Below are 24,172 nucleotides of genomic sequence, written 5' to 3'. Positions count from 1 at the left end.
CCCATGACCGACGAACAAATAACAGCTCAGAGTGTTGTTGATGAGTACCGGCAAGCTTTGGCTGACACTCAGTTCCTTCTGGCCAAGGCGAATGCCCTGGTCAAGATACGCGACCGACGCATCCTAGAACTCGAAGCCGAACGGGCACCCAAGCCCGGCCCGCCTCGTTCCAGCTAACCACTCACCAAGCCACCGCTCACCCGGTGGCTTTCGCTTTTAAGGAGCACCTATGGCGACCGTGACCGGGAACCTGAAAGACATTGGCGGGGTAGCGATGGCTAACCGTAATGGGATTGTGAAGTTCACCCTCAACGCCGGAAATATCACCGCGTCCGGCGGCGGAATCCGACCTGAGAATACGCAGACGGTGACCCCCGGATCGGATGGGACGTTCTCCACGAACCTCGAACCGACCGTGAGCATGCTTCGCGATGCTTGGTACACAGTCCGGATCGAGTGGCTCGACGAAGAGGGCAACCTGATCGCCTACTTGGACTTCCAGATCCGTGTCCCCGCTGGCGGTGGCACCCTATCCGAGCTGGCCAATCTTACCGGCATAGGTAGCGGCCCCGGCGGTGGAGCCAACCCATGGATCTGGTGGGTAGGACTCACCCCGCCCCCAGCTCGCGGATACATCTGGAACTACCTCGACCCCGCAGACCCAGACCGGGAAACCGGACCAATCCCCGAGCTCACTTTGGGCGACATAATCACAAGGTGGTGGTGACACGATGGCTGCAAATTACATCATCGTAGGAAACAATCGCGGACCCCGTGGCCTCAAAGGCGACTCGGGGACCGGCGCCGAAGACGCGCTCAAGTTCAAGAATTCCGTGCCAGCGGGCGCCCTGACCACTTGGACCGGGCTGGCCAACGACGGAATCTACCGCCTACCAACGCAGGCTTTCGTTGACGGGATCGCTGAGCGGCCCTACGGTGCGGGACCCGGTCAGGTAACTATCACGCCCGTCGGTTCAACGACGAGCACCGTCGTTTGGGCAGAGCTTGGCGATCTTGGCCGCACGTGGGAACGCACCATTTCCACTGTCCCAGCCAACACGAGCGGGTGGAAGCTCCGGCCGCAGGCCAAGCGCGTGGGCACTGCACTCACATGCGCTCAGGGCGGCGGTGTCACCACTGCCATCGACGTGGGCCATGCCCTGCCGTACACAACAGCTGTCCGTGTACCTCGCTGGCGCATTCACTTCCGTAACTACAATGACCGTTCCGGTGTCGCTTACACGGGCGCACTGACCATCATGGGCATCAGTATCGGGGAGATGGTTCGCATCTCAAACGGTGATGCGTTTGGAGCCTTCCTGACCGGTACCGGCAAGAACATCGTCGGCAACAGCGGGATCCAAACTCCCTCGACAGGTTCCGAATACGTCACACCATGGGTCGATGACTACCCGCTGGAAATCGAAAGAGACTATGTTATTCGATACGGATACACGTCCGCGGCACAGAACAACCATCTAGCCCAAGGCGGCGGCTGGTCACTTACCGGCGGCTCCGTCGCAGTGAATACACCCAACCCGCCGATGACGCAGGTCCAGGAATCCCCGCTGGACGTATGGATCGAAGTCGAAGTTCCGGAGAACACTCCGGTGCACGCCTATTTCGGGACATCGCTGACTGTGGGCCAGTCGGCCGCCCTACCGGTCTACGACTCTTGGGCTTCTCGGCATGCCCGAGCCAATCGTGCGATCCCCATGTTCTACGCGCATTCGGGCACCGCCATGACTGAGTGGACGAGCACCTTGGCGTGGAAGTTCAACAAGTACATTAGTAGTCTCTACAAGATTGCCCGACCCACGACCCTGTATTGGGACATGTGGTCCAACGATGTGTTTGCCGCAGGCGTAACCCTGGCGAACCTCATCACTCGATTCAACACCACGTTCCCACTGATCTCATCGGTGACAACTAAGAACGTTGTGATGTTGACGTGCCTTCCACGACACGATGCGTCCGCAGCTCAGGAGACGGTACGCCAGCAGCTCAATAAGTGGATCAAAGACACCCTTCCCGGTGGTGCTCTCATGGTCTTGGATGCCGCCGAGGCAATTACCGACCCAAACGGGAAGCAGCTAGATAAGCGGTGGTCGGCTTCGACCGTTGATATTCACCTGAGCAGCGCTGGTTATGCAAGGTTCGCTTCTGCAGCCGTTGGCGCGATTCTGGATACAGGGCAGCGCTACACCGTTTCGGAGACGGCAGGACGTGCGGTCAGGATCTGGGACTACGTCAACGGGCGCGAGCAGCTCGTCTACGGAGAATCCGGGCTTCGGGATATCACCGCACTGGCCCCAAATGTCACGTCGGGAAAGCTATACCTGTCCCGGTCAAGGGACGAGGTTTCGCTCGTGTTTTCTGATGTTGCCATGAGTGGAGCCACCGGGTCTGCCTACGACATGCTCGCAGCAGGCGGCATCCCCGTCGGATTTCGACCACCCATCACGCATTGGTACAACGGGGTCGATGGGCCCCCGGGCCTCCGACGGGTTGGTGTCGCCTCATCGGGCTGGGTCCCGGTGTACCTTTCGCCAGTGCCCGGCGACTTCTACCGCGGGAAGGTCAGCTGGTCAACACAGCAGGCTTGGCCCACGTCCCTTCCCGGAACTGCTGTCGGAACAATCCCCAACTAAGGAGCACCCATGGACCTCAAGACCATGACTGACGACGAACTATACGAACACCTGAATGCTGTCCTAGCGGAGCGGGAACGCAGGCAGGCACTCGCTACTATCCCGGACCAGATCCGGGACCTCACCGCTAAGTATGTTGACGGTGGAGGGGATGTTGAAGATCTACAAACAGCGAAGGCAGAGACTCCTCCGGCCATCGACCCACCGGCGGATTCACCAACCGAATAACCATAATGAGCGCCCGTGTGGAGGCGCATTTTTTATGCCCTCCACACGGCCTCGTCCCCCCGATAGGATCCTTCGAAATGACTGCAGCCGAATTCCTCGCTGCTACGCGAAACGTTCAGGCGTCAGCCCAGAATTTTTACTCAGCCACGGAAAATCCGTGACCGGGTGCGACTGCGGAGACGAAGCCTGCGAAAGCTGGCAACTTGCCCATTCAGATAATTGGTGACCGCCGCTACCGTAAGACGTGAGAGAGTTTTCCACTTCATTCGACGCAGGGTTACCTTAGGCCGCAACCAATTTCGCTTGATCCTAGGCTGTCAGGGCAAATCCTTTATCTTCCTAGCTGGAACTCCGCCAACCATGGTATTTGGCGGCACATCCTTCGTTACCACTGATCCAGCGGCGATTATGCACGATTCACCAATCGTGACACCTGCCGTGACTATGACACCTGCCCCGATCCAGGTACCCGAGCCGATGGAGATCGGCTCGAAAGTGTTTGCTGCTGCGCGTCGAGAAGCCGGGCCTTGAACGTGCCCATCGGTGACAAGTTTTACGAACGGACCAATATTGACGTTGTCGCCGATCGAGACATTAGCCCGAATGTAAGACTTCTGATTAATAAAGCAATGTTTGCCAATGCTGATCGGGCCAACCCATTCACCGTAACGGAGAACGCTCGTCCTTTCTCCGACAGATATTTCTCGCCCTGCACCTGTAATCATCGCGCAGGTCGGGTGTATCCGAGCGCCCTGGCCTTTTGTGACACCTTCAACGGGGACCCAAGATCGGGGAGGACGAAGCCTCGCAACCTCCGCCCTCAACTCTTGCACAACTTCTTCCAAGGCAGCGAGACGATCTTCAATAGTGGACATGGGCTGCAGTCTAGTTGTCGGACGTGTGTGAATTAAAATCTAAGCGCCATCAAATACGCATCTTGCCTAGCGAGTGACAGCAGCAATCAGTCGTGCCCACCTTGCATCTCTTCGATGACGCGCCGCAAATCCGCAACGATCTCCGAGCGGATCCGGTTCAACGAATTGCTGGGGTCATTGTCGAATGCTTCAAGCTCTATTGATAGCGAAGAGTGACGCCGGGTAAGGCGTTGGCGTTGTGGATCCGGAGTTGGGTCTTCCTCGAAAATGGAATCCAACGTCGAGAGCATCATTTCCACAGCAGGATCGATTGCATCAGAATCGCTTTGGTTCACCGGGCGTCCTTGTATGAAGAGGTGAAAATATTGGGCTGTAGATTCAGATTGTAGCCGTTCACACGTATCATCTTCACTTGGGCTACAACTAGATTGGGATGTTGGATGACAAAACGAATTGCGTTTACTGATATTGATGTGTCGGCTGACGGCTGGATACGTTGCAACGTAACTCGCGAAACAACGGAAGAGTTTCGAATTCAACTTCCCTACTCATTCGTCCCTTCCCCGGATCTTATTGCAGCTGCCTATGCTTCGCTCTGCGGACAGGCATTCGACGAAGTAGAGATTGCGCTCCCGATTGGCCCTGAGCAGGTGAAGACAATCGAGCAAGCATTACAAGCTAAGCTGATTCATCTTCACGGGCTTGGCACTCGGCACCGGCCGGGCACTCAACGTGGGTTAAACTTCTCGGGCGGATTCGATTCCCTTGCTGCCAAGGAAATCTTGAAAGACGCCAACCTGATCTCTCTCGATTTCGGCGGGAACTTTAGCCGCGAACGTAATTTCTTCGAGCGCTTCAACCCGTTTACGATCCGCACTAATATGACAGCGCTCAAACTGAACACCTATGGGTGGCAGTTCATGGGAATCGGTTCCATACTGCTGCGTGACGAACTGCAGCTTGGATCGTACTCTTTCGGGTCAATCCTTGCGGGATCTTTGCCACGCCTGTTCTCCCATCCACTCGACCAGAGCACGGGCGGCATTCCTGTTGCGAACGCGCTGGGGATGAAGCTAGAAAATCCTGTGACCGGCGTGACGGAAATCGGAGCTCTGCAGATAGTTGCCAAGAACCACCCTGGGCTTCTAGTTGATGCACTCATGTCTGTTGCGTTGCCGCATGAAGACAAATTCCAGCGAAAATATCAGATGGTTGAAGCCGTCTCGACCGACTTAAACATCCCGACTCAGCTCCCAGAAATTCTCAATCGCAGTACGAAGATAAATTGGGGCGGATCTTTTGCCACTGATTTGTCTTCCCTTTACGTCATCAAGACGATGGGTGTCGACTACATTTCACCGTCCTACGTCGAAGGTATCCCGGCAAACGTCGTTGAAGCCCTCGAGCAAATCGACATCTCATTCATGTCGAAGGTGAACCCGCAGGCTTACCACGGCGTGGACAAACATGTGCTGGGCGATTGGTACAACCGTCTAACGCAAAACAACATCATGCCTTACGACCGCAAAGATTGGTTCGAGGCCGCCAAGGTCATGAGGCTACTCCGGGGCGAATAAAGTTACCAGTTCACGTTTCCGATTGAGTGGGCACGGATATTCGCTTCCCGAACCGCGTGCAGATTCGCAGGCAGAACGAATGTAGAGGGCTTTTCCCAAGGCGATTCAGGTTCGGGAAGTGGTCGCATTTTTCTCAGCCTGTTCAGCGCGAACTTTGCCTCGGCTACCCAGTGCGGCCTCGGAATCCCGACGTGGCCAGCGCCTGTGAATGGCCTTGAAATAGCGAACTGGCCCTTGGCGGCTGAGAACACGTCTGGACGGCTGGCGCCGAGTTCAGCCAGGAATGGTGTCAGATGGTCGTTAACGTGCCAGGTGTCACCCACATTCTGGACGTACTGAACGATGTTTCCCCTGTTCCAATTGCGGTCGTTGTAGATGTCCGCAGTGCGAAACCGTTGAGGGCATTCAGCCATAACGCGTTCATAGCCCATGCCAGTCCAGCCTGCGGCGCGCATGGTATTAGCTAAGGGCCCTTCGCGGTATCGGAACAAGTCGGTTTGCGGGATTTTAGGGACCGCAACGGCGAATCGGAATCGCGCAGCGAACCGCATAGCTGTGAACCCGCCAGCTGACGAACCTTCGACCAGCAGATACTTCGCACCTGTGGCTTCCATCATCCGGCGGACGAGCAGTTCCATCCAATCGTCAGGGTCAACTTCAGGTGTGCCCAGGTACCAAGAGAGGATCGTGGAATCACTAAGGGTCAAAGTGGGGTCTGAAAAGAGTATGTATGGGTCTTCTGACTCTCGCGATAATGCGAGCGGAGAGAACATATGTACTCTGGGGTCTTTGGCGGACTTGGCGGCATGAAAGCCAACCCGGAGCACATCGCTCTCGGTGGTAGGCATCCCGACCATGAGGCCAAGTTCCATTCCATCGCCAATGTTGATTGTATGAATTCGCTCTTCATCGCCAGGTTTCGGCTGAAACGAATCGAGCGAATCCAGGTGGATCACGTCGCTCTTGTAAATCGGGTGGATAGCCATCGTGAGACTCCTTGTACGCAGACAACCCGTTCATTGTCCACTACGAATAGCGAAGATCAAATTTCAAATGGACGACTACGGCAGGTCCTTGATCTTCTTTGCGGGTACGCCGCCAACCATGGAGTTGGGTTCCACATCCTTCGTGACCAGCGAGCCGGCTGCAATAACAGCACCTGCGCCTACATTTACTCCACCCAGAATGGTCACGTTGATACCGATGAATGCACCGTCTCCAACCGTGATGGCAGGAAATGTCCACTGGCCGGCGCGACGTTCACTACTTGCGATTGCGTGAGTGTCGGTGACGAACTTAGCGAAAGCCCCAACGTTTACGTTGTTGCCAATCGTGACATTCGCCCGCATGTACAAGTCTCGATTGAATGAACATCCTGAACCAATGGAAACCGGACCAACTATTTCCGCGCCTCGACGAATCAGCGTCTTCGAACCGATTTTTATGTCACGTCCGTCAGATGCGAATAGCTGACTCGTCGGATGCACTCTCGCCCCTTCACCAACAGTTACGCCTTCTGGGGCAATGAAGTGGAGCGGGTAGGCCCGAGCCACGCGGTTCCGTAGATCCGTATTAGCTTTTTCAAGTTTCTGGACACGGTCTGTCAGTGTCGCGAGCTGCTCTTCAATCGATGACATACCCCGGATTGTATCAAGCCAACGCCGGGTGCCATCGCTTCATGGCCTGTCAGGCCCCAAACCGAAAGGAAACCATGACCAACCCTCAAGCTCCGGAAGGTGCCGCCCATGCCTGAATGGCTCACGAATCTCGTCTTCGGCGAAATCTGGCTGACCACCGTCTGGGGTGGCGCCGCATTAGTCCTCTTCATCAAAATTTGGCGGGTGCTCCGAAAGGTCGATGGATTCCTTGTCGAATGGAACGGCAAGCCTTCGAAGAAAGACGCCCAAGGCAATGAGACCGATGAGGGATCACCCGGCGTCGCTTTCCGGATCAAGACCCTCGAAGAGAAAACCGCGAAGATCCACCACGAGATAACCCCAAACCACGGCGGGTCCATGAATGACGGACTCAAGCGTGTGGAAGAGGGAATCAAGCGAGTGGAAGCTGAGGGCCTCCAGACTGCCGGGAAGCTGACAGAACACATAAAGATCAGTAAATCCAAGGATGCCGAGCAGGAAGAAACCGCCCGGCAAGTAAGTCAGCTCGCGTCCAAATACGTCGATACCGAATAGCACCACCCAGAACCCAAGCCCGAGACCAACTGGTCCGGGCTTTTCTCATTATCTTGAAGGCGGGGAAAGAAAATGAACCCAAGTGACCCGACCGAATCGAAATCGGCCGTCCACCCAAATTGTTGTGGTCCTGCAATGCCGGAAGAGCACGTCGAGTTCCACTGGTGCGAGCCACAAATGGCCAGGTTATTGGTGAAAGAGGGTGCGGATGGTGATGATGGTCAGCTTAATTTGAGGGTGGCGCCTCGGCTAGCGTCCACCAGTAGAGCCGTTCATCAGTGGTTTCTCCGGGCAACCACTGATTCCCGCCGAAATGCGTAGTCGGACCATGACCGTGACTCACCACTATGGACGCCGCGTCTCGTTCGACCAGGTCAATTTGTTTCAGTGTTAGAGCTGAGTCGATCGCGAGCATCCACGGGCGGTCTCCACTCTTGCGAAGGACCGCAATCAAGGGTTGGAGCAATCGTCGGTGTCTAACCTTCAGAAGACCCCAAGGGGTGTCGTTTCTGACGTAGCTCGGTCCAATCGAGTTGCCGACACCATCCCATGTCCTGACTAGCCACTGTTGAAGAATTGCGTTCGCTTCGCCCGGCATCGCCTCGCTGAAGTCAGTCCGGGGAAATCCAACAAATTGCGTGCCATCAGGTTGTTTGCGCTGTATTTTTCGTTGCTTCTTGTTCAAAAGTTTCAAATCGTCGCGCATCACCGTCGAAAGCTGCCTTAGTCCGAGGGTGAGTTGAGTAATGACTGAAAGGCGTTGGTGAAGAGCCATCTCATGAGCCGTCCCGGGCAATGGCACCGCAGCACCATGTATGTGGCTCCAATCCGAGAAATACTGGCCAGCAGCTGAAACTACTTTTTCACCGCCCACAACCAAAATCTTCCGGTAGGCATCGATGATTGAAGACGTATGTGAAGCGACTTTCACACGGGCTTCTCCTAGCCCCAAAAACTCCGGATGGTCAAGGGCAGCTTGCGTGGCCCCTCCCGCAATTTCGTCGAGACCGGCCCACGCTGCCGCAGTGAAGCTTTCATAGGATCGAATTTGCTCTTCCCGGAGCCAAACATTTTTAGATTCATGGGATGACATCCGAGATCCGATAACAACTGCTGTGATACCGCTTAGAGCTGCGATAGAAGAAACGAACAATGTGACCATCTGGAGCGTCGGATCAGCGGCTTCTACGGTTGCGGCTGCCATAGTCAGCACGTGATACCGCCTTTCGATTTAGGGTTCTGGCACCGGGAGGATTCCCGCACGGTCATTTGATCTGATCCCCGTTTTTATCAGCAGAATCTATTTTTAGAAACCAACAGACCAAGAACCATTCTGCCCTGAACGGTTCATATTTCGCCCCGCCATCATGTCGGGGCTCTTTTATTGCCCGAAAGGTAGACCTATGCGAGAGCAACTAGTCACGAGCGCCGCGCAAACTTATGGCGGCACCAACCGGTGCACCAGCATCACGGTTCACGAAACCGCTAATCAATCCCGCGGCGCCGGCGCTCAAGCGCACGCCAACCTGCAAAGCAACGGCAACGTTCGTCAAGCATCCTGGCACATCACAGTCGACGACACCGAAGCGATTCGTTCCTACTCCGATACCGCACAGTGCTGGCACGCCGGCACGCGTGAGGGCGCTGAGTCGAGTATCGCCGTGGAGATCTGCGTGAACTCTGACAGCGACTACGATGCCGCGTTCAAACGTGCCGCCGAAGTCGTTGCCAGCCTCCGAGCCAAGCACGGCATCCCGAGCAGCAAGGTCTATGACCATGCGCATTGGACCGGCAAAGACTGCCCAACCGTCATGCGAGCCACCGGCCGATGGCAAGAATTCCTCAACCTCACCGACCCAAGCCCTCAGGAGGCACCCGTGACCAGATATTCTTCCCCCGTTCCTGTAGGGGCTCGATTCACAAGCGGGTTCTCGAAGGCTCGTACCTTAAACGGGGCTACCGCCCCGCACCTCGGCGATGACTGGGCACCCACCATCGCCGGGGTGAGCGCCCCAATCACTGCGCCCGCTGACGGCATTGTGACCGCGGCCGGAACTGGGGTGCTGGCATGGCATTCAGGCCGCATCGTGATCATCGATCACGGGAAGCTCAAGGACAAGTACGGGTCCGATCATATGGTGTCGAACTTCGGTCACCTGAAATCGATCACCGTCAAGGTCGGAGACAGGGTCAAGGCCGGGCAAATCATCGGCTGGATGGGAGCTACCGGCAACGTAACCGGGATGCACCTGCACGGCGGCATGCGCTGCAACGGTGAATGGATCAGCTTCCGTGACTGGCTGAACCGCAAGGGTGTTTTCCCGGGCCGCACTGCACCGCTGACGGTCGGTTCCGTGCAGCCGGTCGCCACGCCTGCGCCTGCCACGAAGCCCACCGTGATGCCCAAGCCAAGCTCGAGCGTCAATAGCAGGGCCGACAACATTGCCATTGAGAAGGCTCTCAATGCCATGGGCATCAATGTCGGTCTGGCGAACGGCGTTGACGGCCCGATGCAGAAGGCTGGCGTCAAGGTCTTCCAGCGCGCTCACGGCCTCGTGGACGACGGCGTGTGGGGTGCCAAGACTCAAGCCGTTTTCGTGGAGAACCGCTCCGTGCAAAACGCCATCAAGCGAATGAAGGGCGTCCCCGACAACTGGAAGTCGGACGGCTTCATTGGAGCCACCTCCAAGAAGTGGATCAAGTACACCAACGAGCGACAAGGCTGGGGCACCGGCTCCACCGTGAACGATCAGCTCATCCGTAATCTCAAGGCTGCAAAGGCCTGGTAAGGAATCTTCATGTCTAAGCACATCGCAAATACCACTCAAGGCGCGCACCCGTGGCGCGCTACCTTCCGAACCGTGCTGGTCGCGCTTATCGCGTTGGCCGCAACCGCTGAGGTTATCTACGCGGCTATCGCGCAGGGTGATCCCGGCGGAGCTACTGGGGGTGCAGCGGTCGCGCTTGGCATCGCTGGCGCGCTTACCCGCGTGCTGGCTGTGCCCGCGGTAGACGCGTTCCTAGTGCGTTTCGTGCCGTGGCTGTCCGCAGCAGGCCGAGCCGAGCCCGACGCTGAGCCCGACGAACCCGAGTCAATCCCCGGCACCACGCTGGACCTTGGCGCAGAAGAACAGCTGCTGTACGAACCTGAGCAATACGAAAAGTAGGCGCCCTGCGCGCCGCACAAGAATGCCCCCGAGTTATCCAAAATGGACAGCTCGGGGGCATTCTTTGCGTTAAGCGTTACTTGCCCGGAACGGCAATCTCCCAGCCGCCACCGCCATTGTAGAAATCTTCGTAGGTCACCACAGAATCACCCTTTGGAATATCCAGGATCAGCGTTCCGGTAGCCTTTCGACCCGGGCCAAGACTGGTCTTAATATTTTCTTCCATGCAGGTGTAGGCCGCGAAAGACCACGCGTCCCCGTTCATGGTGGTTCCGTTTTCGGCAACAGCTGAAAATGCACTCGTGTTTAAGCTAAAGTCGCCGCTACCCTCACTTGAGGCTTTCGGAGTCACGATTGAAACATCAATACCAACGAAGCGACCGTTTTCGGGATCGTCAACAATCATCTCGTTTGCGTCACACTTCACGCTCGGACGAACCTTGTTGATCGTCATCGTTCCGCTAATGGCCTGACTGTCTGACGCGTAGAAGTCAATGGCGTCACCAACTTCGTAGACAGTAAGCCCCCGATCCGAGGTCGCGTATTTCGACATGGGGACGTTTCCGATAGCCGACTCAGTCGGAGACGACGACAGGGAAGGAGACTCTTCCAGTGCGGCCTCCACGGTCGCTTCCGCCGACGGTGATGTTTCCGTTGCGGCCGGAACCTGCGTCGGATTGGATGATGGAGCACTACCTCCACCGCAAGCGGTCAGTAGAAGGGCGAGTGAAAGGGTTGTCAGTGCGAGTGATTTCTTCATGGGCTTAGCGTAACCGGGAAGTTGAAGTGTCAGGCAAATGTTGCGGCTAGTCCAGTGCGTCGGCGGCGGCTAGGTCATCGCCAGAGGCGAGCCGAGCGTAGACCTTGAGCGTCGTCTGTGGATCTTCATGCCCTAACCGAGCCTGCACGGTATGCACGGGCACATTCTTCTGGAGTAGGTGCGTCGTGTGAGCGTGGCGTATCTCGTGAATCCAAGGCGCTCTGTCCAGCGCTCCCCCGGCAACCAGGGTTCCAATGACCGGCTGCCAAACTTCCTTATGGAAGATTGCGTTGCGCATGTACTGTCCTCCCGGTCGCCTGAATACTAGCTCGTCGGGTGGAAGATCCTTCATGTGCTCGGTTAGCGCCGCCGATAAGGTGACACCGCAGGTCACGTTACGCAACGCCTTCTTTGTTTTAGGAGGGCCGATCTCTTCCCCTCCCCCGATGGACTTCCATGCCCGAGTCACGCGAACGACGCAGCGGCCGGCGCTCGTGACAACATCACGTCGGCGCAGAGCAGTGGCTTCCGAATAGCGCAGGCCTGTCCCCCCGAGGAATTGAACGAAGAGCTGATACTCCTTCGGCATCGCGTCGGCAATCTTGTCGAGGTCTTCTGGGGATAGATACACGGGCTCGCGTGCGTCGTGAAGGTCAGCGTCACCAATTCCTTTGGCGGGGTTGCCTGCCATCTTGCCTTCTTCGGTGGCGCGCTTGAATGCTGCTGAGACGATGGCGTGGACGGTCTGCTTGGTCTTGCGAGCTAGTGGCTTGCCCGGTGTCTGGTTGGCACCCTGGCTGACAGTGAGCCCGTCGAACCACTTGGTGACGCGCTCCGTCGTTACCTGATCAGAGGGCGTTGCCCCAAAGTCTGTGCCATAAATGTGTGAGGATGCCATGCGCCGGTACTTATCTATAGTCCCGGGTTGAGGCTTTCGGAGTAGATCAATGTGCCGCTTCACGGTTTCGCTGACGGTTGGTGCGGTGGAGTCCTTGCGCAGCTTCGCTTCCTTGGCGATCTTGTGGCTGTTGCCGTTGGCGTCGAGGAAGTTTTTGAGGTTGATCGCTTTGTCGTGGTCGGAGAATGACTGCGACTTTAGACCAAGGTCAGGGTCGCGCCAGTTGACCGTGTAGGTACTGGTGCCGTCCTTCTTTGCTCTCGTTCGGATGCTTGCCATAACCGTGCGCTTCCTTGTCTGTCGCGTTTTCTGCCAACAAATAAGGCGGTTCTGCCAACTTAAACAAAACTGGCCCTATTTCTAGGGCCAGTTTAGTGGAGATGGGGAGAATTGAACTCCCGTCCGATGTGGTGTTGCCAGGTCTTCTCCGGGCGCAGTCTGCGTTGGATTTTCTCTGCCCCAGCCGTCATGCAAACAAGCGGCTGGTCCGGGCACAGTTACCTAAATTTTGCAGGTCGTTCCGGTAACACTAACTTCCCGCAGTGGCTATCTAAATGACGTTAGGATCAGGGGCGATAGCATCCCCTGGCTAACGGACTGGTCTGGCTGCTTAGGCAGCGAGAGCGAAGTCAGTGCGCTTTGAGTCGGCACTTATTGTTTTGCAAAGAGCGTTAACGAGATAACTTTGCATCCTCGGCCCGCTTCACATGTCGCGACTCACACCGTCGAAACCGATCATCCCCGTATTTTGTTGTCAATGAGCAACTTTCGCCACCCCAACCACGTGAAATAAATCCACGTGTTTATAGTCTAACGCACATTCGCGCCGCATGCATTCCCGCGACCAACGTGTACTCACGATAGTCCGATGATGCGTCCGCTTCAAAGCAACAGTGGACGACGACCGAGGAACTATTCGCGGACCCCGCGGTTGCGTTCGCGCATGGTGCGAAGCGCTTCACGATTGTCCTGCTTCTCACGCAACGTTTGTCGCTTGTCGTACTCTTTCTTGCCTCGAGCTACGCCAATCTCAATCTTTGCGCGACCCTTTTTGAAGTACAAGCTCAACGGAACGATCGTGAGACCGGACTCGTTAATTTTGCGTTCGATCTTCAAGAGTTCCGCGCGGTGAAGCAACAGCTTGCGACGGCGACGGGCAGCATGGTTCGTCCAGGAACCGTTAAGGTACTCGGGAATATAAACATTCTCGATGTAGAGCTCGTTGCGATAGAACTGGCCGAACCCGTCAATCAGCGACGCTTTGCCCTCGCGCAGCGACTTTACTTCCGTTCCGCTGAGAACCATTCCGGCCTCAAAGGTATCGAGGATCTCAAAATCGTGCCTGGCCTTACGATTGCTCGCAATAATGCGCTCATCAGTGTCTTTCTTAGCCACTTTGGCACCTCCTCTCCACAAGTGGTTTCTTCATCAAGCGAGCTTACAGCCTACCGCTAGAGAAGTCCCAATGGGTTGACTGCTGTGCCATTAACGATTGTCTCAAAGTGCATGTGGCAACCGGTGGAGTTTCCGGTAGTACCCACGTAGCCAATGACCTGCCCCTGAGTGACATGTTGGCCGACGCGCGCCACGATGCTCTGCATGTGGTGGTAATTGGTAGCAAGTGCCTTGCCACCGATCACGCCATGGCTAATGGTCACCTTGTTGCCCGAGGTTCCACCCCAGCCGGCCATCCAGACTTCGCCATCTGCTGCTGCATAAACTGGAGTACCGCATTGCCCGCCAAAGCCCCAGTCAACGCCGGCGTGTACGTAACCACCGCGTCCGCCATAGTCGATGGTTCCTGCGGGTGTGGGACGCCAGCCAAAGCTAGAGGTCTGGTGTCCACCGGACACAGGCTTGATAAGACCCCATGAGCTGGAGCGGGGTGTCTCTGCTTGCGGCTTCGGAGCAACGTATTTCGACTCGACGTAGGTGTCTCTCTTATTTTGCGCAGCGGCAGCTTCCCTAGCCTTTTTGGCCCGGGCCGCCTCTTCAGCTTCGAATTTTGCCTTGGCTACCGCTTGGCGCTTCGCCTCTGCGGCGGCTTCCTTGCGCTTGCGCTCAGCTTCTTCACGGATCAGCCGTTCCTGCCGAGCCTTGATTTCAGCGTTGACGCTGGCCTGTGCCGTCTCGTTCGCCGCCAATTTCTTCTGAATTTGCGGTCGTTGGGCAAGAAGTTCGGCACTAAGCGCGTCAGTCTGAGCGATGATCCCGTCCAGATCCCGCTTCTTGTTCTCGGCGTCATCGCGGGCAGCCTGCTCGCGGGCAAGGGCAGCGTCGGCAGCTGCCTTGAGGTCTGTAATCTCCGCTTCCACTGCAGCTAGTCTGAGCTTCGAGTTGGCGTCGGTGGCGGATTGCTCCGACAAAGCGTCAAGTGCCGCGTTCTGTGAACGCATCGCTTGATCGGCCATATCCATGCCTGCGGCCAAATTGCCGTCGGAACTCGCACTGAGCAACAGCGAAAGATCGGAGGAAACGCCTCCGCGCTTGTAGGCCTCGGTTGCTATCTGACCGATGATTTCCTTTGAATCTTCCAGCTTTGCCTTATCCTCGGCAATTTTCACGTTCAATTGATCTCGTGATTCACGAGCGGCCTGAACCCTTTGCGCGAGATCTGCCGCTTCGTCCGCGGCTTGTTTAACCTTGCCTTGTGCCTCGGCCAAGGCTTGTTCGGCAGCGGGTAGCTGCGCCTGCAGTCCACGGAGTTTCGCATCGGCTTCCTTGATATCCGCACCAAGGAGTTCAAGGTCTTCGGAGAGGTGATCGATGTTCTGCTCAATTTCGACCTTGCGGTCATCTAGCTCATCGGCGTGGATAGCTGCGGTTCCGGAAACCAAGAGCGCGATTGACAACGCACCCACGGCACTCGTTCGCGCAACGCGACTCCATACTGCTTTCGCTAACATAAATGTCCTTCTAGTCTGACGAGAACTGAATTTGATGCAGAAATACGACGCACTAAACCTTCAGGTAGCGGCGCAAGGTTACCAATGACGATACACCAGCCAAAATTACGCCGAGCAAGATCAGCCACGGAGCGACCATGAAGACCTCCCCCGTAGAAATGAATGCGGTGTCCTTATACTCCAACGCTAGCTTGCCATCGATGAGGAATTTAACCGCCGCCCACAGGACGCCGCCGGCTAGTAGCGCACCGATGAGCGCTGAGACGATTCCCTCTAAGACGAAGGGCAGCTGCAGGGAAGATTTCGAGGCTCCAACGAGCCGCATGATGCCTGTTTCACGTCGCCGCAAATAGGCCGAAAGGCGGATCGTAGTGCCAACCAGCAGGACAGCACACAGGATCATGACACCTGCAATTCCAATGGCCACAACGGATGCGATATTGATGATGGAGAACACCTTCTCCAACAGTTCTCGTTGGTCCACAACAACGTCAACCCCGTCCATGGACGAGAAAAGTTCCTTGATGATCTGGTACTTCTCAGGATCAACGAGTGAAACTCGGAACGACTCAGGAAGTTGATCAGCTGTAACGGTGTCAATCATCGATGAGTTTGAGAACTGCTCGCGGAAATGCGTTACTGCCTGTTCCTTTGATTCGTACTCGAAGCTGTCCACATAGGGCTTGACGGCAGAGGAACCCAACATCGATTCAATTTCGCCGCGTTGTCCTTCGCTGACAGCGCCAGTCGTGCAATTCGTTCCTTCGTTATGTTCGCCGCACAGGTAAATGGCCACCTGGACTTTGTCGTACCAGTAGCCCTTCATCTGCGTGACCTGCATCTGCATGAGTGCTGCGGTGCCTACGAACGTCAACGAGATGAAGGTTACCAAGACAACAGAAACCACCATGGAGAGGTTTCGACGGAGGCCAGAGCCTACTTCGCCGAGAATGAATCCGATTTTCATGGCAAGTCGTCCTCAGTGTCGAACGGCGCAAAGGCCTGGCTGCCGGTCTGCGGTTTGTGCCAGGTGCTGTGGTCGGCCTGTCGCAATTCGCGCGTGCCGTCCTGGTTGATTACCGGAATCATCGAGGTGTATTCACCGGCGGTTTCATCTCGCACAATCTTGCCCAGTGACAATTCCACAACGCGGCGGCGCATTGAATTGACGATGCCGTCATCATGCGTGGCCATCAAAACTGTGGTTCCGTTTTGATTAATCCTGTCTAGGACGTTCATGATGCCCACGCTGGTGGCCGGATCCAAGTTTCCGGTCGGCTCATCGGCGAGGAGTATCTGAGGCTTGTTAGCGATAGCACGGGCAATAGCCACTCGCTGCTGTTCGCCACCGGAGAGTTCATCCGGGCGTCGTTTCTCTTTGCCTTCGAGCCCAACAAGCTTCAAGATCTCGGGGACATGGTCACGGATGGCACTTCGGCTCTCTCCGACGACCTGCATAGCAAAGGCCACGTTTTCAAAAACGTTCTTCTGCGGCAGGAGGCGGAAGTCTTGGAAGACAACTCCGATGCCACGACGCAACTTGGGCACGCGCCAAGATGGGATGCGGGCAACATTCTGTCCAGCAACGTGGACGGCTCCACCTGTGGCAACGATTTCGCGCAGGATGAGGCGAAGGAACGTGGATTTGCCGGAGCCAGAAGCCCCCACAAGAAACGCAAAATCGCCACGGTCAATTTCAATGGTTACGTCGTCAAGACCGGGGCGCGCGTTTTCCGAGCCAAGGCGTGACTTCTGGTCATAGACCATCGTGACGTTTTCGAATCTAATCATCGCAGCTCTGCCCGCAGGATCGCCGGCGCGTGATCCAGGCACGGGACTTGGTTTGAGGAAGTTGCATAGCCAGCACTTGAACTCTATCCGCCCGAACAGCACCACCCGACACAAAGCGGGGGTGTGTCACCATTCTGTGAGCCGGATGAAAGGCAGCTGTTCTCGTTTATACACGGAGGTATGCAGACTATTCTCTGTTTTGCTGCCGCTCGGCCACTACCCACCAGAAGCGCTGGCCCAACTACGAATCAACGTAGTTGTGCCACGACTTGGGACGAAGGAACGAACCTTCACCTCATTCCTCGCTGAGGATGATCCAGCTCGCTCTGGCTTTGGGAGCGTTCCAATCCTTATTTTCGAAAAGAAGCCAATGCCTGTGATCTAGCCAACGGCTTCTTTGGTGGTTTTCCGCTATCGAAACGCTTCGTCAGCCACCGAAAATTGCCCAGCAACACCCACAGAACGAACGCCATCCATTCATTCATTCGAGAGCCCATCAATGGTCTCGCTGGCCTAAAACAGCCCCAAAACAGAAATGGGTTACATCGAAACGTACTGAAACGTTTTCGAGTAACCCATCACGGCTTGGCTGTTTAGTCCGTTGGACGACGTTGGGAGGCTCTCCAACGGATGCCAGCATCGATGAAGTCATCGATTTCACCGTCGAACACCGCGGAGGTGTTTCCAACTTCGTGTTCGGTGCGAAGGTCCTTGACCATTTGGTACGGATTGAGCACGTAGGATCGCATCTGATCTCCCCATGATGCCTTCACATCACCGGCCAGCTGCTTCTTCTGTGCATCCTGTTCGGCCTTCTTCACCAACAGCAACCGTGATTGCAGCACCCGCAAGGCGGCTGCGCGGTTTTGGATCTGCGATTTTTCGTTCTGCATCGAAACGACGATTCCGGTAGGAATGTGCGTCATTCGAACAGCCGAGTCCGTGGTGTTGACCGATTGCCCACCCGGACCCGAGGAGCGATACACATCAACTCGGATTTCGTTCTCCGGAATTTCGACGGAATCGTTCTGTTCAATCAGCGGAATCACTTCTACCGCGGCGAAGGAAGTCTGGCGACGGCCCTGGTTATCGAAGGGCGAGATTCGTACCAGCCGGTGTGTACCAGCTTCTACGGACAATGTACCGAAGGCATATGGCGCGTTGACTTCGAACGTTGCGGACTTCAGACCCGCTTCTTCCGCGTAGGAAGTGTCCATAACCTGCGTTGAGTAACCGTGCTTTTCAGCCCACCGCAGATACATCCGCATCAGCATCTCAGCGAAATCAGCAGCGTCCACGCCGCCAGCACCCGCCCGAATCGTGACAACTGCGTGACGGGAATCGTATTCACCGGAAAGCAGCGTAACCACTTCAAGATCAGCCAACGACTTTCGCACAGACTTGAGCTCAGTTTCGGCTTCCTGCAAAGTGTCTTCGTCGTCCTCCATCTCAGCGAGTTCGACAAGTACTTCCAAGTCCTCGATACGAGTACCGATCGTCGTCAGCCGCTCAAGTTCAGATTGTCGGTGTGAGAGTTTCGACGTGACAATTTGAGCAGCTGCCGGGTTATCCCAAAGATCGGGGACTCCGGCTTCTTCGGAGAGCATTGCGATGTCCGCGCGGATGCGCGGCACATCGGAAACCTCTTCAATCGAAGCATAGGTGGAGCGCAGTGAACGGATTTCGGCGGGAAAGTCAGTTGAGGCCATGGTGGTTCCAGCCTACGACATTTACGGCACCACGCTTTGCCCCAGCGCGCATTTTAGCCAGCCTGATCCGAACATGACTTTGGCACGCATCATATTTTTCAGCGTTTTCGGCGAGCGCCGATGCTCAGGCCAGCGTTCGCTCGGAGGACAAACTGCACGATGGTGCGAGTCGTCGAATCCGTACGTCACCGAGAAAGCAAGGTACGAGCATAGGAGTCCACATGGATGGAAACCCCGCGCGGGACAAGCCAACCGATAATTGGCGGATGAACCACCGCGCCCAGTCTCACATGCGCCGTCACCGTGTCGGGCTCGGCACCGGCGCTGATGATCTGAAGATCAGCGAAGTCTGCTCCGGCGCTCACATCCGTGAGGTACTTCTCCGCTGCGCGTCTGACTTCCGCAGAATTCAACCGGAGAGTGGCAACTTGGTCGCCACCGGCCGTGAGTTCGAAGTTGTCAGCAGCAGCGGTGACTGCCCCATCGGCCAGGGACAATAGCTTGTGGGCCTGCACGTTCACGGCAGTAGCCGCCAACATCACACTGATGGCCAACAACGCTATGGCGATCATCCCAATAATTAACACCATAGACTGCCCAGCATCAGGCTCACCCCGGCGTTGGGTAGCGCCGAACCGTCGGATTCGCGTAAGCATCCGATTCTGAAGTTCCTGGCACCTATCCATACAGGTCAACTCTCTGCGTCGCGTTCGATGACACATTGCCAGTGCGCCAGCCCCAGCCCTCGGGAAGCAACGGAAGATTAATCTCGATGCTCACTTGGATGGTCACAGTGCTACCCGGGGACAAGCAAACACCGTTGCAGCTATAGCTAAAGTTGGTTCGATCCGCACTGATCTCCATGTTCGCCGCTGCACGACGGACGGCATCTGACGCGCGGGCCTGAGCCTGTCCTTCTTCTTCGGCGGTGACAAACACCTTAGCTGCGTGATCGGCTGCCCCCACCGCCGCGTAGCTGGCAGCCTGAATGGATGCGGCGCCGACAACCAAATAGACCAACGGCACCAGTAGAAGCACTACCAAGAAAATGAACTCGATTATTGAGGATCCTTCTTGGCGTTCCTCCGTTCGGGCATTATCCATAGCGCACCGATTCCCCGTGAACAATAAATTCACCCACGAATGGGAACAGTCCAAAAACCGGTATCGCTGTTCGCACGGTAATGCGTAGCCCCGGTGTTCCACCAACAGTGGTGGACGTGGCCTGAACATCCGAGGCAAATCGGTCGTTAAGCGCCCCACGGATAATCTCCTGCGTGCGATAGATCCCATCGCCCGGCCCCCGATCGGCCAGCGTGCCGTAGCGGGCGCCGGACGCCGCTGCATCAAGCAGAGTATTCCTAACGTGGAGGGCAAAGGTGAGCTGCAGGATGGCTAGAAACACGGCAATGAGCAGCGCAGAGACCATCACGAATTCGGCAACCGCGGATCCACGTTCGTTGTCCTCGGCGCCCTCATTGGAATACCGTGCTGGCCGAGGCATGATGACTCGCTAGCCCATGCCTGCTACGCGGTCGATGGCTTGGTTGAAGAGTTCCTCCAGACGGGGCCCTGCTACCGCCAAGAGAGCTGCAACCAACAACGCGCTCATCAAAGTGATCATGACCCAGCCGGGAACGTCGCCACGTTCATTACGTTTAATGCGCCCGGCTAACCTCATGAAACTCGTGCTCAGCCAGATCCCCATTCCGGCTACCAACATCCCCACCTGCCGTGCAATCCTCATGATCCTTCTCCTTGCTGGTTTGCGTCCCCGTGCGTAGAACTCACACCGAGACACGTGATGCGTGAATGCTATTCTGTCTGTCCCCGGGATTCCTCACGTTCCGCGGACCGTTGCTCCAGCTGGGTCAGTTCTCGCTTCTGACTCCTGGATGAACCGTTGTTCGCCACGTCCAGCTCGGGCGCAGCTGCTGCTTTGTAGAAACCATGTGTGGGCTTCGTTTACTGGTGTTAGTGCAGGTTGGCCTCCTAGGCTGTAAGTCATTAGTAGTTCATATCGATCAGCGAGAGGCCCGGGAAAACGGCAAAAACGATGGTCAGGGGAAGTACGCCGAAGACAATGGGAACCATCATGCCAATCTCCTTTTTTCCGGCCGTTTCCATCAACTCGCGCTTTGCTGCATCTCGTACGTCCTGAGCCTGCGCGCGCATGACCGCGGCAATGGGGGTTCCGCGTTCGCTGGCCACTGTGATCGCGTCAACAAACCGCGTCATCGCCGTCAGCCGGATTCTGTCCGCCATCTCGGCGAGCGCTTCGGCAAGCGTCGCCCCCGCCCGCACGTGCGCCAAGGTTAACGAAAATTCCTCGCTCAGCGCTCCCTTGGAGGTGCGGGCCACCCGCTCGATGGATCCGACGGTGCTTTCGCCCGCGGCGACCGCCAAGGCCATCAGTTCGGCGATCGTCGGGAATTGGTTAAGGATCCGTCTACTGCGCTTGCTACTTTGCTGTCCCAAATACCAGTCACGCAGTAGGTAGCCTCCGACTGCGCAGAAGATCAACACCACCAGGGCCAGCATCGGATTGAACCGTCCCGCGGCCATGTTGACGCCGATCAGTACCGCCCCTACCAAGGTCATCCCCGCCGACCACAACAGCTGTTGGGCACGGAAGTCGAGCACGCTCATTCGCAGTCCCGCCCGCAAAAGTCGCCGGGCAAGTGCCTCACTGCTGGGATTAAAGCGTTGGGAGATCTTGGCCAGGTCGCCAAGCACGGGGCCGAGGATACGGCCGAGTGGCCCAAAGGGCGTTTGTGCGCTGAAGGGTTCGCCGAGCATTCGTGACCCGTTACGGCCAGCCCGCAAATGCGGAGCCACACGTTGGGAAAACGTCACCGGGCGCATCTGTGGAATGCGTACCAAGACCAGCCACAGGCCGCTGCCCAAAGCCAGTCCCAGTACTAGGGCAAGAATCATGGTGCCACTCATCTGAATACCCGCTCTTCCTCGGGCAATTGGCCGATGCGCATCATGGCTCGGTAGCAAATGAACGACACCACCAGCCCCCCGATCAGGACAAGCATTCCGCTGAAGGTGGAGTAAGCGTAGACGGCGGCAGGTTGGCTGGCGAGCAACAGCAGGATGACCCACGGTGCGGCGATCGCTAGCCGGGCTGCCGAGACGGTCCAAGATTGCCGAGCTTCGAGTTCGCCGCGGGTCCGGGCCGAGTCGCGCAGGAAGGAGCTCAGGGTCCCCAGCATTTCTCCCAAGTCCGTGCCTCCGACTTCGCGGGTGATGCGCAGGGCTTCAACAATCTTGTCGGCCACCGGATCCGCAAGCCGTGCTGCCAAGCGTTCCAACGAGTCGTTAAAACGAGCGGTGGCGCGATAGTCGAGGCCGAAGTCGGAAAATGCCGGGCGTAGAGCCTCCGGACCTTGTTGACCAAGTTGGGTCAGCGCCTCCGGCAAGGACATTCCCGCCCTAATAGCCGAGCGCAGGTGGTCAACGACATCGGGCCATTGCTCGCGAAGGTTCGCCGCACGCTTTGCCGCCTGATGCGAGACCAACATCCACGGCGCACATATGCCAAATCCGGCGAAGGTCAGGGAGATCAGCGGTGCCGCGGTCAAGATCAAGACGATGAGCCCCACGATGACCCCCGAAGTGAGCGAGGCAGAAATGAATCCACCGCGACTCACCTTGTCCAGCCCCGCATGCAGCAGCAGATTTTCAATGCGGCCGGGCGACGCGCCAACGATGGGCCGGATTCGCGGGCTAAAGGCATTGAAAACAAGCAGCAGCCCGAACCCTAAAGTGAGGCCCAGAATGATGCTCATGCCACAAGCCGCCCGAGTTCGGCGATGTCGATCCCGGCATCGATCAACTTCTGATGTGCGAGGTCCGCCGCGGGTTGAAGCCGCAGTGTTCCATCGGATTGGTCAAAGAGAATGGTTGTTTCGATCGCACCGTTTTCTACGCGCCTGCCCAGCGCCATGATCTGCCCAACAAATCGGCGCCCGGTGGCGTCGCGGCGGCAATGAACCACCAGGTCGATGCACGCAGCAACCGTGGGAACCACAAAGGCCGCGGAAATATTTTCTCCGGCGAGGAGTGGCAAGGTGCAGATTTTGGTGACCGCGTCGTGGGCAGAATTCGCGTGAATCGTTGAGAGCCCGGGCAGCCCAGAATTTAAGGCGATCAACATGTCCAGTGCTTCGGCCTCACGAACTTCGCCGATGACTAAGCGGTCTGGACGCATACGCAACGCTTCCTTGACCAGCTTGCGCATGCTAATTTCGCCGGTGCCCTCAAGATTCTGTTGCCGTGTCTGCATCCCCACCACGTCGCGAAGATTAATTTGCAGCTCAAAAATCTCCTCGATGGTGACAACGCGTTCACGACTTCCGATGGAGGAGGCCAGGCAGTTGAGCATTGTGGTTTTTCCCGATTGGGTAGCACCCGAAACGAGAACGTTGAGTCCTGCCCCGACGGCAACGTCCAGGTAGTGGGCTGCTTGCCGGCTAAGGGAGCCGAGCTCCACCAGGTGCTCGAGTCGGCTGGCCCGAGCAATGAACTTGCGGATGTTTACCGCCCAGTGCTTTCGAGTGATATCCGGGATCACCACGTGTAATCGTGATCCATCGACCAATTGGCAATCGACAAACGGCTGAGAAAGATCGAGCCGACGCCCCGAGGACTTCAGCATGCGTTCCACCAAAGCCGGAATTTCGGCTTCGGAGAGCCGAACCGATGTCAGTTCACTGGTTCCACCGCGTGCCGCGTAGACCTCATGCGGCGAATTTAGCCAGATTTCTTCCACTTCGTCGTCATCAAGTAACGGCTGCAAGGCCCCCAGCCCGGCCACCGTATCCATCACCCGCCGGCGAGCCAATGACAGGTCCCCCAGCGCGGGCAGAACACCCAGCAAGGAACGTTGGTCGTATTCACCGACGACGTCATCGATCAGTCGGCGGACCTCGGCAATCTGTGTGGCGGGATCTAGTCCCCGCCTGCGGATGAGTTCACGTACCTCATCCTCGACGATCGCCAATCCTTCTGACATGGTGCTTCTCCGCCCGTAAACCGCTTCCGGGGTAGGTCGGAAACGGAGCCGCTCGACGAAGCGGACGGGAAGGGTGGGACGGGGTGCCTGCCTCGCATGTTCGGTTCCCGTTGGTGCTGGCGATCGGCGATATCCAGTTAGCTGTAGTGCGCAGTACCGTGACCATACTCGCGCACGGCCGCAGCATCAAGGCTCCAGCCACATCTGTGGAGAAGTCATCACGATGAAGCCCTCATCGATCCACAGCCGCGCACCCGTGACCCGGTCGGTACCCCGGCTCACCCCTACATTAGAAACCTGCCGCACAACGTGAAATCCGCCCGTTCGCGGGTCAAAACTCGAGAACACCCCGGCGACTCAGCAGCAGATCAACAACTGGCCCACCAGCGATAGCC

At 56.9% G+C, this 24,172-nt stretch carries 27 protein-coding genes and 1 other RNA gene; 8 read left to right on the top strand and 20 right to left on the bottom strand.

Going from position 1 to position 24,172, the window contains the following annotated elements; genetic code table 11:
- The first annotated feature begins 3 nt into the window (after positions 1-3).
- Genes HED64_RS16005 through HED64_RS15990 form a run of 4 tightly spaced genes read left to right on the top strand, consistent with a single transcriptional unit; the run spans position 4 to position 2,879 of the window.
- Entirely contained in the window at positions 4-177 is a 174-nt protein-coding gene (locus tag HED64_RS16005) for a hypothetical protein (protein WP_168152990.1), read from the top strand.
- A gap of 52 nt (positions 178-229) precedes the next feature.
- Positions 230-727: a hypothetical protein gene (locus tag HED64_RS16000; RefSeq protein WP_168152989.1), complete on the top strand. Its 498-nt coding sequence runs from the start codon at positions 230-232 to the stop codon at positions 725-727.
- Between the two features lie 4 nt (positions 728-731).
- Positions 732-2,651 carry an SGNH/GDSL hydrolase family protein gene (locus tag HED64_RS15995; RefSeq protein ID WP_168152988.1) on the top strand — a complete coding sequence of 640 codons (1,920 nt, stop codon included), beginning with the start codon at positions 732-734 and terminating at the stop codon, positions 2,649-2,651.
- A gap of 9 nt (positions 2,652-2,660) precedes the next feature.
- A complete protein-coding gene (locus tag HED64_RS15990; RefSeq protein ID WP_168152987.1) occupies positions 2,661-2,879 on the top strand; it encodes a hypothetical protein in 219 nt (72 codons plus the stop codon).
- A 317-nt stretch (positions 2,880-3,196) separates the two neighbouring features.
- Here the strand turns inward: HED64_RS15990 and HED64_RS15985 are convergent, their stop codons facing one another.
- Together HED64_RS15985 and HED64_RS15980 are read right to left on the bottom strand one after the other, a co-directional pair.
- Positions 3,197-3,754 (bottom strand): DapH/DapD/GlmU-related protein, encoded by a 558-nt coding sequence (locus tag HED64_RS15985; protein ID WP_168152986.1) that lies wholly within the window; start codon positions 3,752-3,754, stop codon positions 3,197-3,199.
- Positions 3,755-3,840: 86 nt separating this feature from the next.
- Positions 3,841-4,089: a hypothetical protein gene (locus HED64_RS15980; RefSeq protein WP_168152985.1), complete on the bottom strand. Its 249-nt coding sequence runs from the start codon at positions 4,087-4,089 to the stop codon at positions 3,841-3,843.
- A 105-nt stretch (positions 4,090-4,194) separates the two neighbouring features.
- On the opposite strand from HED64_RS15980, the gene HED64_RS15975 reads away from it, so the two are divergent.
- Positions 4,195-5,331, top strand: coding sequence for a hypothetical protein (locus HED64_RS15975; protein WP_168152984.1), 1,137 nt, complete (start codon positions 4,195-4,197; stop codon positions 5,329-5,331).
- A gap of 2 nt (positions 5,332-5,333) precedes the next feature.
- Here HED64_RS15975 and HED64_RS15970 read toward each other — a convergent pair whose 3' ends face one another.
- A complete protein-coding gene (locus HED64_RS15970) occupies positions 5,334-6,317 on the bottom strand; it encodes a hypothetical protein (RefSeq protein ID WP_168152983.1) in 984 nt (327 codons plus the stop codon).
- A gap of 75 nt (positions 6,318-6,392) precedes the next feature.
- Positions 6,393-6,680 (bottom strand): acyltransferase, encoded by a 288-nt coding sequence (locus tag HED64_RS20285; RefSeq protein WP_425351812.1) that lies wholly within the window; start codon positions 6,678-6,680, stop codon positions 6,393-6,395.
- A 396-nt stretch (positions 6,681-7,076) separates the two neighbouring features.
- Between HED64_RS20285 and HED64_RS15960 the strand changes: the two genes are divergently transcribed.
- On the top strand, positions 7,077-7,523 hold the full coding sequence (locus HED64_RS15960; RefSeq protein ID WP_168152981.1) for a hypothetical protein: 447 nt from the start codon (positions 7,077-7,079) through the stop codon (positions 7,521-7,523).
- Between the two features lie 226 nt (positions 7,524-7,749).
- Here the strand turns inward: HED64_RS15960 and HED64_RS15955 are convergent, their stop codons facing one another.
- Entirely contained in the window at positions 7,750-8,736 is a 987-nt protein-coding gene (locus tag HED64_RS15955; protein ID WP_168152980.1) for a hypothetical protein, read from the bottom strand.
- Between the two features lie 190 nt (positions 8,737-8,926).
- Here HED64_RS15955 and HED64_RS20085 point away from each other — a divergent pair, with 190 nt between their 5' ends.
- Both HED64_RS20085 and HED64_RS15945 read left to right on the top strand, forming a co-directional pair.
- Complete coding sequence (locus HED64_RS20085) at positions 8,927-10,312, top strand: peptidoglycan DD-metalloendopeptidase family protein (protein WP_168152979.1); 1,386 nt, start codon at positions 8,927-8,929, stop codon at positions 10,310-10,312.
- Positions 10,313-10,321: 9 nt separating this feature from the next.
- On the top strand, positions 10,322-10,690 hold the full coding sequence (locus tag HED64_RS15945) for a hypothetical protein (RefSeq protein ID WP_168152978.1): 369 nt from the start codon (positions 10,322-10,324) through the stop codon (positions 10,688-10,690).
- Between the two features lie 76 nt (positions 10,691-10,766).
- Here HED64_RS15945 and HED64_RS15940 read toward each other — a convergent pair whose 3' ends face one another.
- From HED64_RS15940 to HED64_RS15870, 15 genes are all read right to left on the bottom strand, one after another.
- The gene (locus HED64_RS15940; protein WP_168152977.1) at positions 10,767-11,450 is read right to left on the bottom strand and encodes a DUF4352 domain-containing protein; all 684 of its coding nucleotides are present in this window, start codon (positions 11,448-11,450) and stop codon (positions 10,767-10,769) included.
- A gap of 46 nt (positions 11,451-11,496) precedes the next feature.
- Complete coding sequence (locus HED64_RS15935) at positions 11,497-12,627, bottom strand: tyrosine-type recombinase/integrase (protein WP_168152976.1); 1,131 nt, start codon at positions 12,625-12,627, stop codon at positions 11,497-11,499.
- Positions 12,628-12,720: 93 nt separating this feature from the next.
- Positions 12,721-13,091: a transfer-messenger RNA gene (gene ssrA, locus HED64_RS15930) on the bottom strand.
- A gap of 169 nt (positions 13,092-13,260) precedes the next feature.
- Positions 13,261-13,743 (bottom strand): SsrA-binding protein SmpB, encoded by a 483-nt coding sequence (gene smpB / locus HED64_RS15925; RefSeq protein WP_132364727.1) that lies wholly within the window; start codon positions 13,741-13,743, stop codon positions 13,261-13,263.
- 56 nt (positions 13,744-13,799) lie between these two features.
- Positions 13,800-15,209: a peptidoglycan DD-metalloendopeptidase family protein gene (locus HED64_RS15920; protein ID WP_342590751.1), complete on the bottom strand. Its 1,410-nt coding sequence runs from the start codon at positions 15,207-15,209 to the stop codon at positions 13,800-13,802.
- 97 nt (positions 15,210-15,306) lie between these two features.
- The gene (gene ftsX / locus HED64_RS15915) at positions 15,307-16,221 is read right to left on the bottom strand and encodes a permease-like cell division protein FtsX (RefSeq protein ID WP_168152974.1); all 915 of its coding nucleotides are present in this window, start codon (positions 16,219-16,221) and stop codon (positions 15,307-15,309) included.
- Positions 16,218-17,045 (bottom strand): cell division ATP-binding protein FtsE, encoded by an 828-nt coding sequence (gene ftsE, locus HED64_RS15910; protein WP_132365018.1) that lies wholly within the window; start codon positions 17,043-17,045, stop codon positions 16,218-16,220. The genes ftsX and ftsE overlap by 4 nt, the downstream gene beginning before the upstream one ends.
- Positions 17,046-17,638: 593 nt before the next feature.
- Positions 17,639-18,754, bottom strand: a complete 1,116-nt coding sequence (gene prfB / locus HED64_RS15905; RefSeq protein WP_168152973.1) for a peptide chain release factor 2 — start codon at positions 18,752-18,754, stop codon at positions 17,639-17,641.
- A 185-nt stretch (positions 18,755-18,939) separates the two neighbouring features.
- Positions 18,940-19,344, bottom strand: coding sequence for a hypothetical protein (locus HED64_RS15900; protein ID WP_168152972.1), 405 nt, complete (start codon positions 19,342-19,344; stop codon positions 18,940-18,942).
- An 88-nt stretch (positions 19,345-19,432) separates the two neighbouring features.
- Positions 19,433-19,858 carry a hypothetical protein gene (locus HED64_RS15895; RefSeq protein WP_168152971.1) on the bottom strand — a complete coding sequence of 142 codons (426 nt, stop codon included), beginning with the start codon at positions 19,856-19,858 and terminating at the stop codon, positions 19,433-19,435.
- Positions 19,851-20,258, bottom strand: coding sequence for a TadE family protein (locus HED64_RS15890; RefSeq protein WP_168152970.1), 408 nt, complete (start codon positions 20,256-20,258; stop codon positions 19,851-19,853). The genes HED64_RS15895 and HED64_RS15890 overlap by 8 nt, the downstream gene beginning before the upstream one ends.
- Positions 20,259-20,267: 9 nt before the next feature.
- Positions 20,268-20,462 carry a hypothetical protein gene (locus HED64_RS15885; protein ID WP_245326054.1) on the bottom strand — a complete coding sequence of 65 codons (195 nt, stop codon included), beginning with the start codon at positions 20,460-20,462 and terminating at the stop codon, positions 20,268-20,270.
- Positions 20,463-20,761: 299 nt separating this feature from the next.
- Positions 20,762-21,703: a type II secretion system F family protein gene (locus HED64_RS15880; RefSeq protein ID WP_245326046.1), complete on the bottom strand. Its 942-nt coding sequence runs from the start codon at positions 21,701-21,703 to the stop codon at positions 20,762-20,764.
- Positions 21,700-22,551, bottom strand: a complete 852-nt coding sequence (locus tag HED64_RS15875) for a type II secretion system F family protein (protein ID WP_168152969.1) — start codon at positions 22,549-22,551, stop codon at positions 21,700-21,702. Before HED64_RS15875 ends, HED64_RS15880 begins: the two co-directional genes overlap by 4 nt.
- Positions 22,548-23,777: a TadA family conjugal transfer-associated ATPase gene (locus HED64_RS15870; protein ID WP_168152968.1), complete on the bottom strand. Its 1,230-nt coding sequence runs from the start codon at positions 23,775-23,777 to the stop codon at positions 22,548-22,550. The genes HED64_RS15875 and HED64_RS15870 overlap by 4 nt, the downstream gene beginning before the upstream one ends.
- Between the last annotated feature and the right edge of the window lie 395 nt (positions 23,778-24,172).

Source organism: Paeniglutamicibacter terrestris (assembly GCF_012271785.1).
GTDB lineage: Bacteria > Actinomycetota > Actinomycetes > Actinomycetales > Micrococcaceae > Paeniglutamicibacter > Paeniglutamicibacter terrestris.
The sequence above is the reverse complement of the archived record's forward strand: the minus strand, read 5'-3'. Positions and strand labels throughout refer to the sequence as shown.

Coding starts and splice junctions, on each gene's coding strand:
- HED64_RS16005 (WP_168152990.1), top strand. CDS start 4: ATGACCGACGAACAAATAACAGCTCAGAGTGTTGTTGATGAGTACCGG.
- HED64_RS16000 (WP_168152989.1), top strand. CDS start 230: ATGGCGACCGTGACCGGGAACCTGAAAGACATTGGCGGGGTAGCGATG.
- HED64_RS15995 (WP_168152988.1), top strand. CDS start 732: ATGGCTGCAAATTACATCATCGTAGGAAACAATCGCGGACCCCGTGGC.
- HED64_RS15990 (WP_168152987.1), top strand. CDS start 2,661: ATGGACCTCAAGACCATGACTGACGACGAACTATACGAACACCTGAAT.
- HED64_RS15985 (WP_168152986.1), bottom strand. CDS start 3,754: ATGTCCACTATTGAAGATCGTCTCGCTGCCTTGGAAGAAGTTGTGCAA.
- HED64_RS15975 (WP_168152984.1), top strand. CDS start 4,195: ATGACAAAACGAATTGCGTTTACTGATATTGATGTGTCGGCTGACGGC.
- HED64_RS15970 (WP_168152983.1), bottom strand. CDS start 6,317: ATGGCTATCCACCCGATTTACAAGAGCGACGTGATCCACCTGGATTCG.
- HED64_RS20285 (WP_425351812.1), bottom strand. CDS start 6,680: ATGCGGGCGAATGTCACGATTGGCAACAACGTAAACGTTGGGGCTTTC.
- HED64_RS15960 (WP_168152981.1), top strand. CDS start 7,077: ATGCCTGAATGGCTCACGAATCTCGTCTTCGGCGAAATCTGGCTGACC.
- HED64_RS20085 (WP_168152979.1), top strand. CDS start 8,927: ATGCGAGAGCAACTAGTCACGAGCGCCGCGCAAACTTATGGCGGCACC.
- HED64_RS15945 (WP_168152978.1), top strand. CDS start 10,322: ATGTCTAAGCACATCGCAAATACCACTCAAGGCGCGCACCCGTGGCGC.
- HED64_RS15940 (WP_168152977.1), bottom strand. CDS start 11,450: ATGAAGAAATCACTCGCACTGACAACCCTTTCACTCGCCCTTCTACTG.
- HED64_RS15935 (WP_168152976.1), bottom strand. CDS start 12,627: ATGGCAAGCATCCGAACGAGAGCAAAGAAGGACGGCACCAGTACCTAC.
- ftsX (WP_168152974.1), bottom strand. CDS start 16,221: ATGAAAATCGGATTCATTCTCGGCGAAGTAGGCTCTGGCCTCCGTCGA.
- ftsE (WP_132365018.1), bottom strand. CDS start 17,045: ATGATTAGATTCGAAAACGTCACGATGGTCTATGACCAGAAGTCACGC.
- prfB (WP_168152973.1), bottom strand. CDS start 18,754: ATGGCCTCAACTGACTTTCCCGCCGAAATCCGTTCACTGCGCTCCACC.
- HED64_RS15900 (WP_168152972.1), bottom strand. CDS start 19,344: ATGGTGTTAATTATTGGGATGATCGCCATAGCGTTGTTGGCCATCAGT.
- HED64_RS15895 (WP_168152971.1), bottom strand. CDS start 19,858: ATGGATAATGCCCGAACGGAGGAACGCCAAGAAGGATCCTCAATAATC.
- HED64_RS15890 (WP_168152970.1), bottom strand. CDS start 20,258: ATGCCTCGGCCAGCACGGTATTCCAATGAGGGCGCCGAGGACAACGAA.
- HED64_RS15885 (WP_245326054.1), bottom strand. CDS start 20,462: ATGGGGATCTGGCTGAGCACGAGTTTCATGAGGTTAGCCGGGCGCATT.
- HED64_RS15880 (WP_245326046.1), bottom strand. CDS start 21,703: ATGAGTGGCACCATGATTCTTGCCCTAGTACTGGGACTGGCTTTGGGC.
- HED64_RS15875 (WP_168152969.1), bottom strand. CDS start 22,551: ATGAGCATCATTCTGGGCCTCACTTTAGGGTTCGGGCTGCTGCTTGTT.
- HED64_RS15870 (WP_168152968.1), bottom strand. CDS start 23,777: ATGTCAGAAGGATTGGCGATCGTCGAGGATGAGGTACGTGAACTCATC.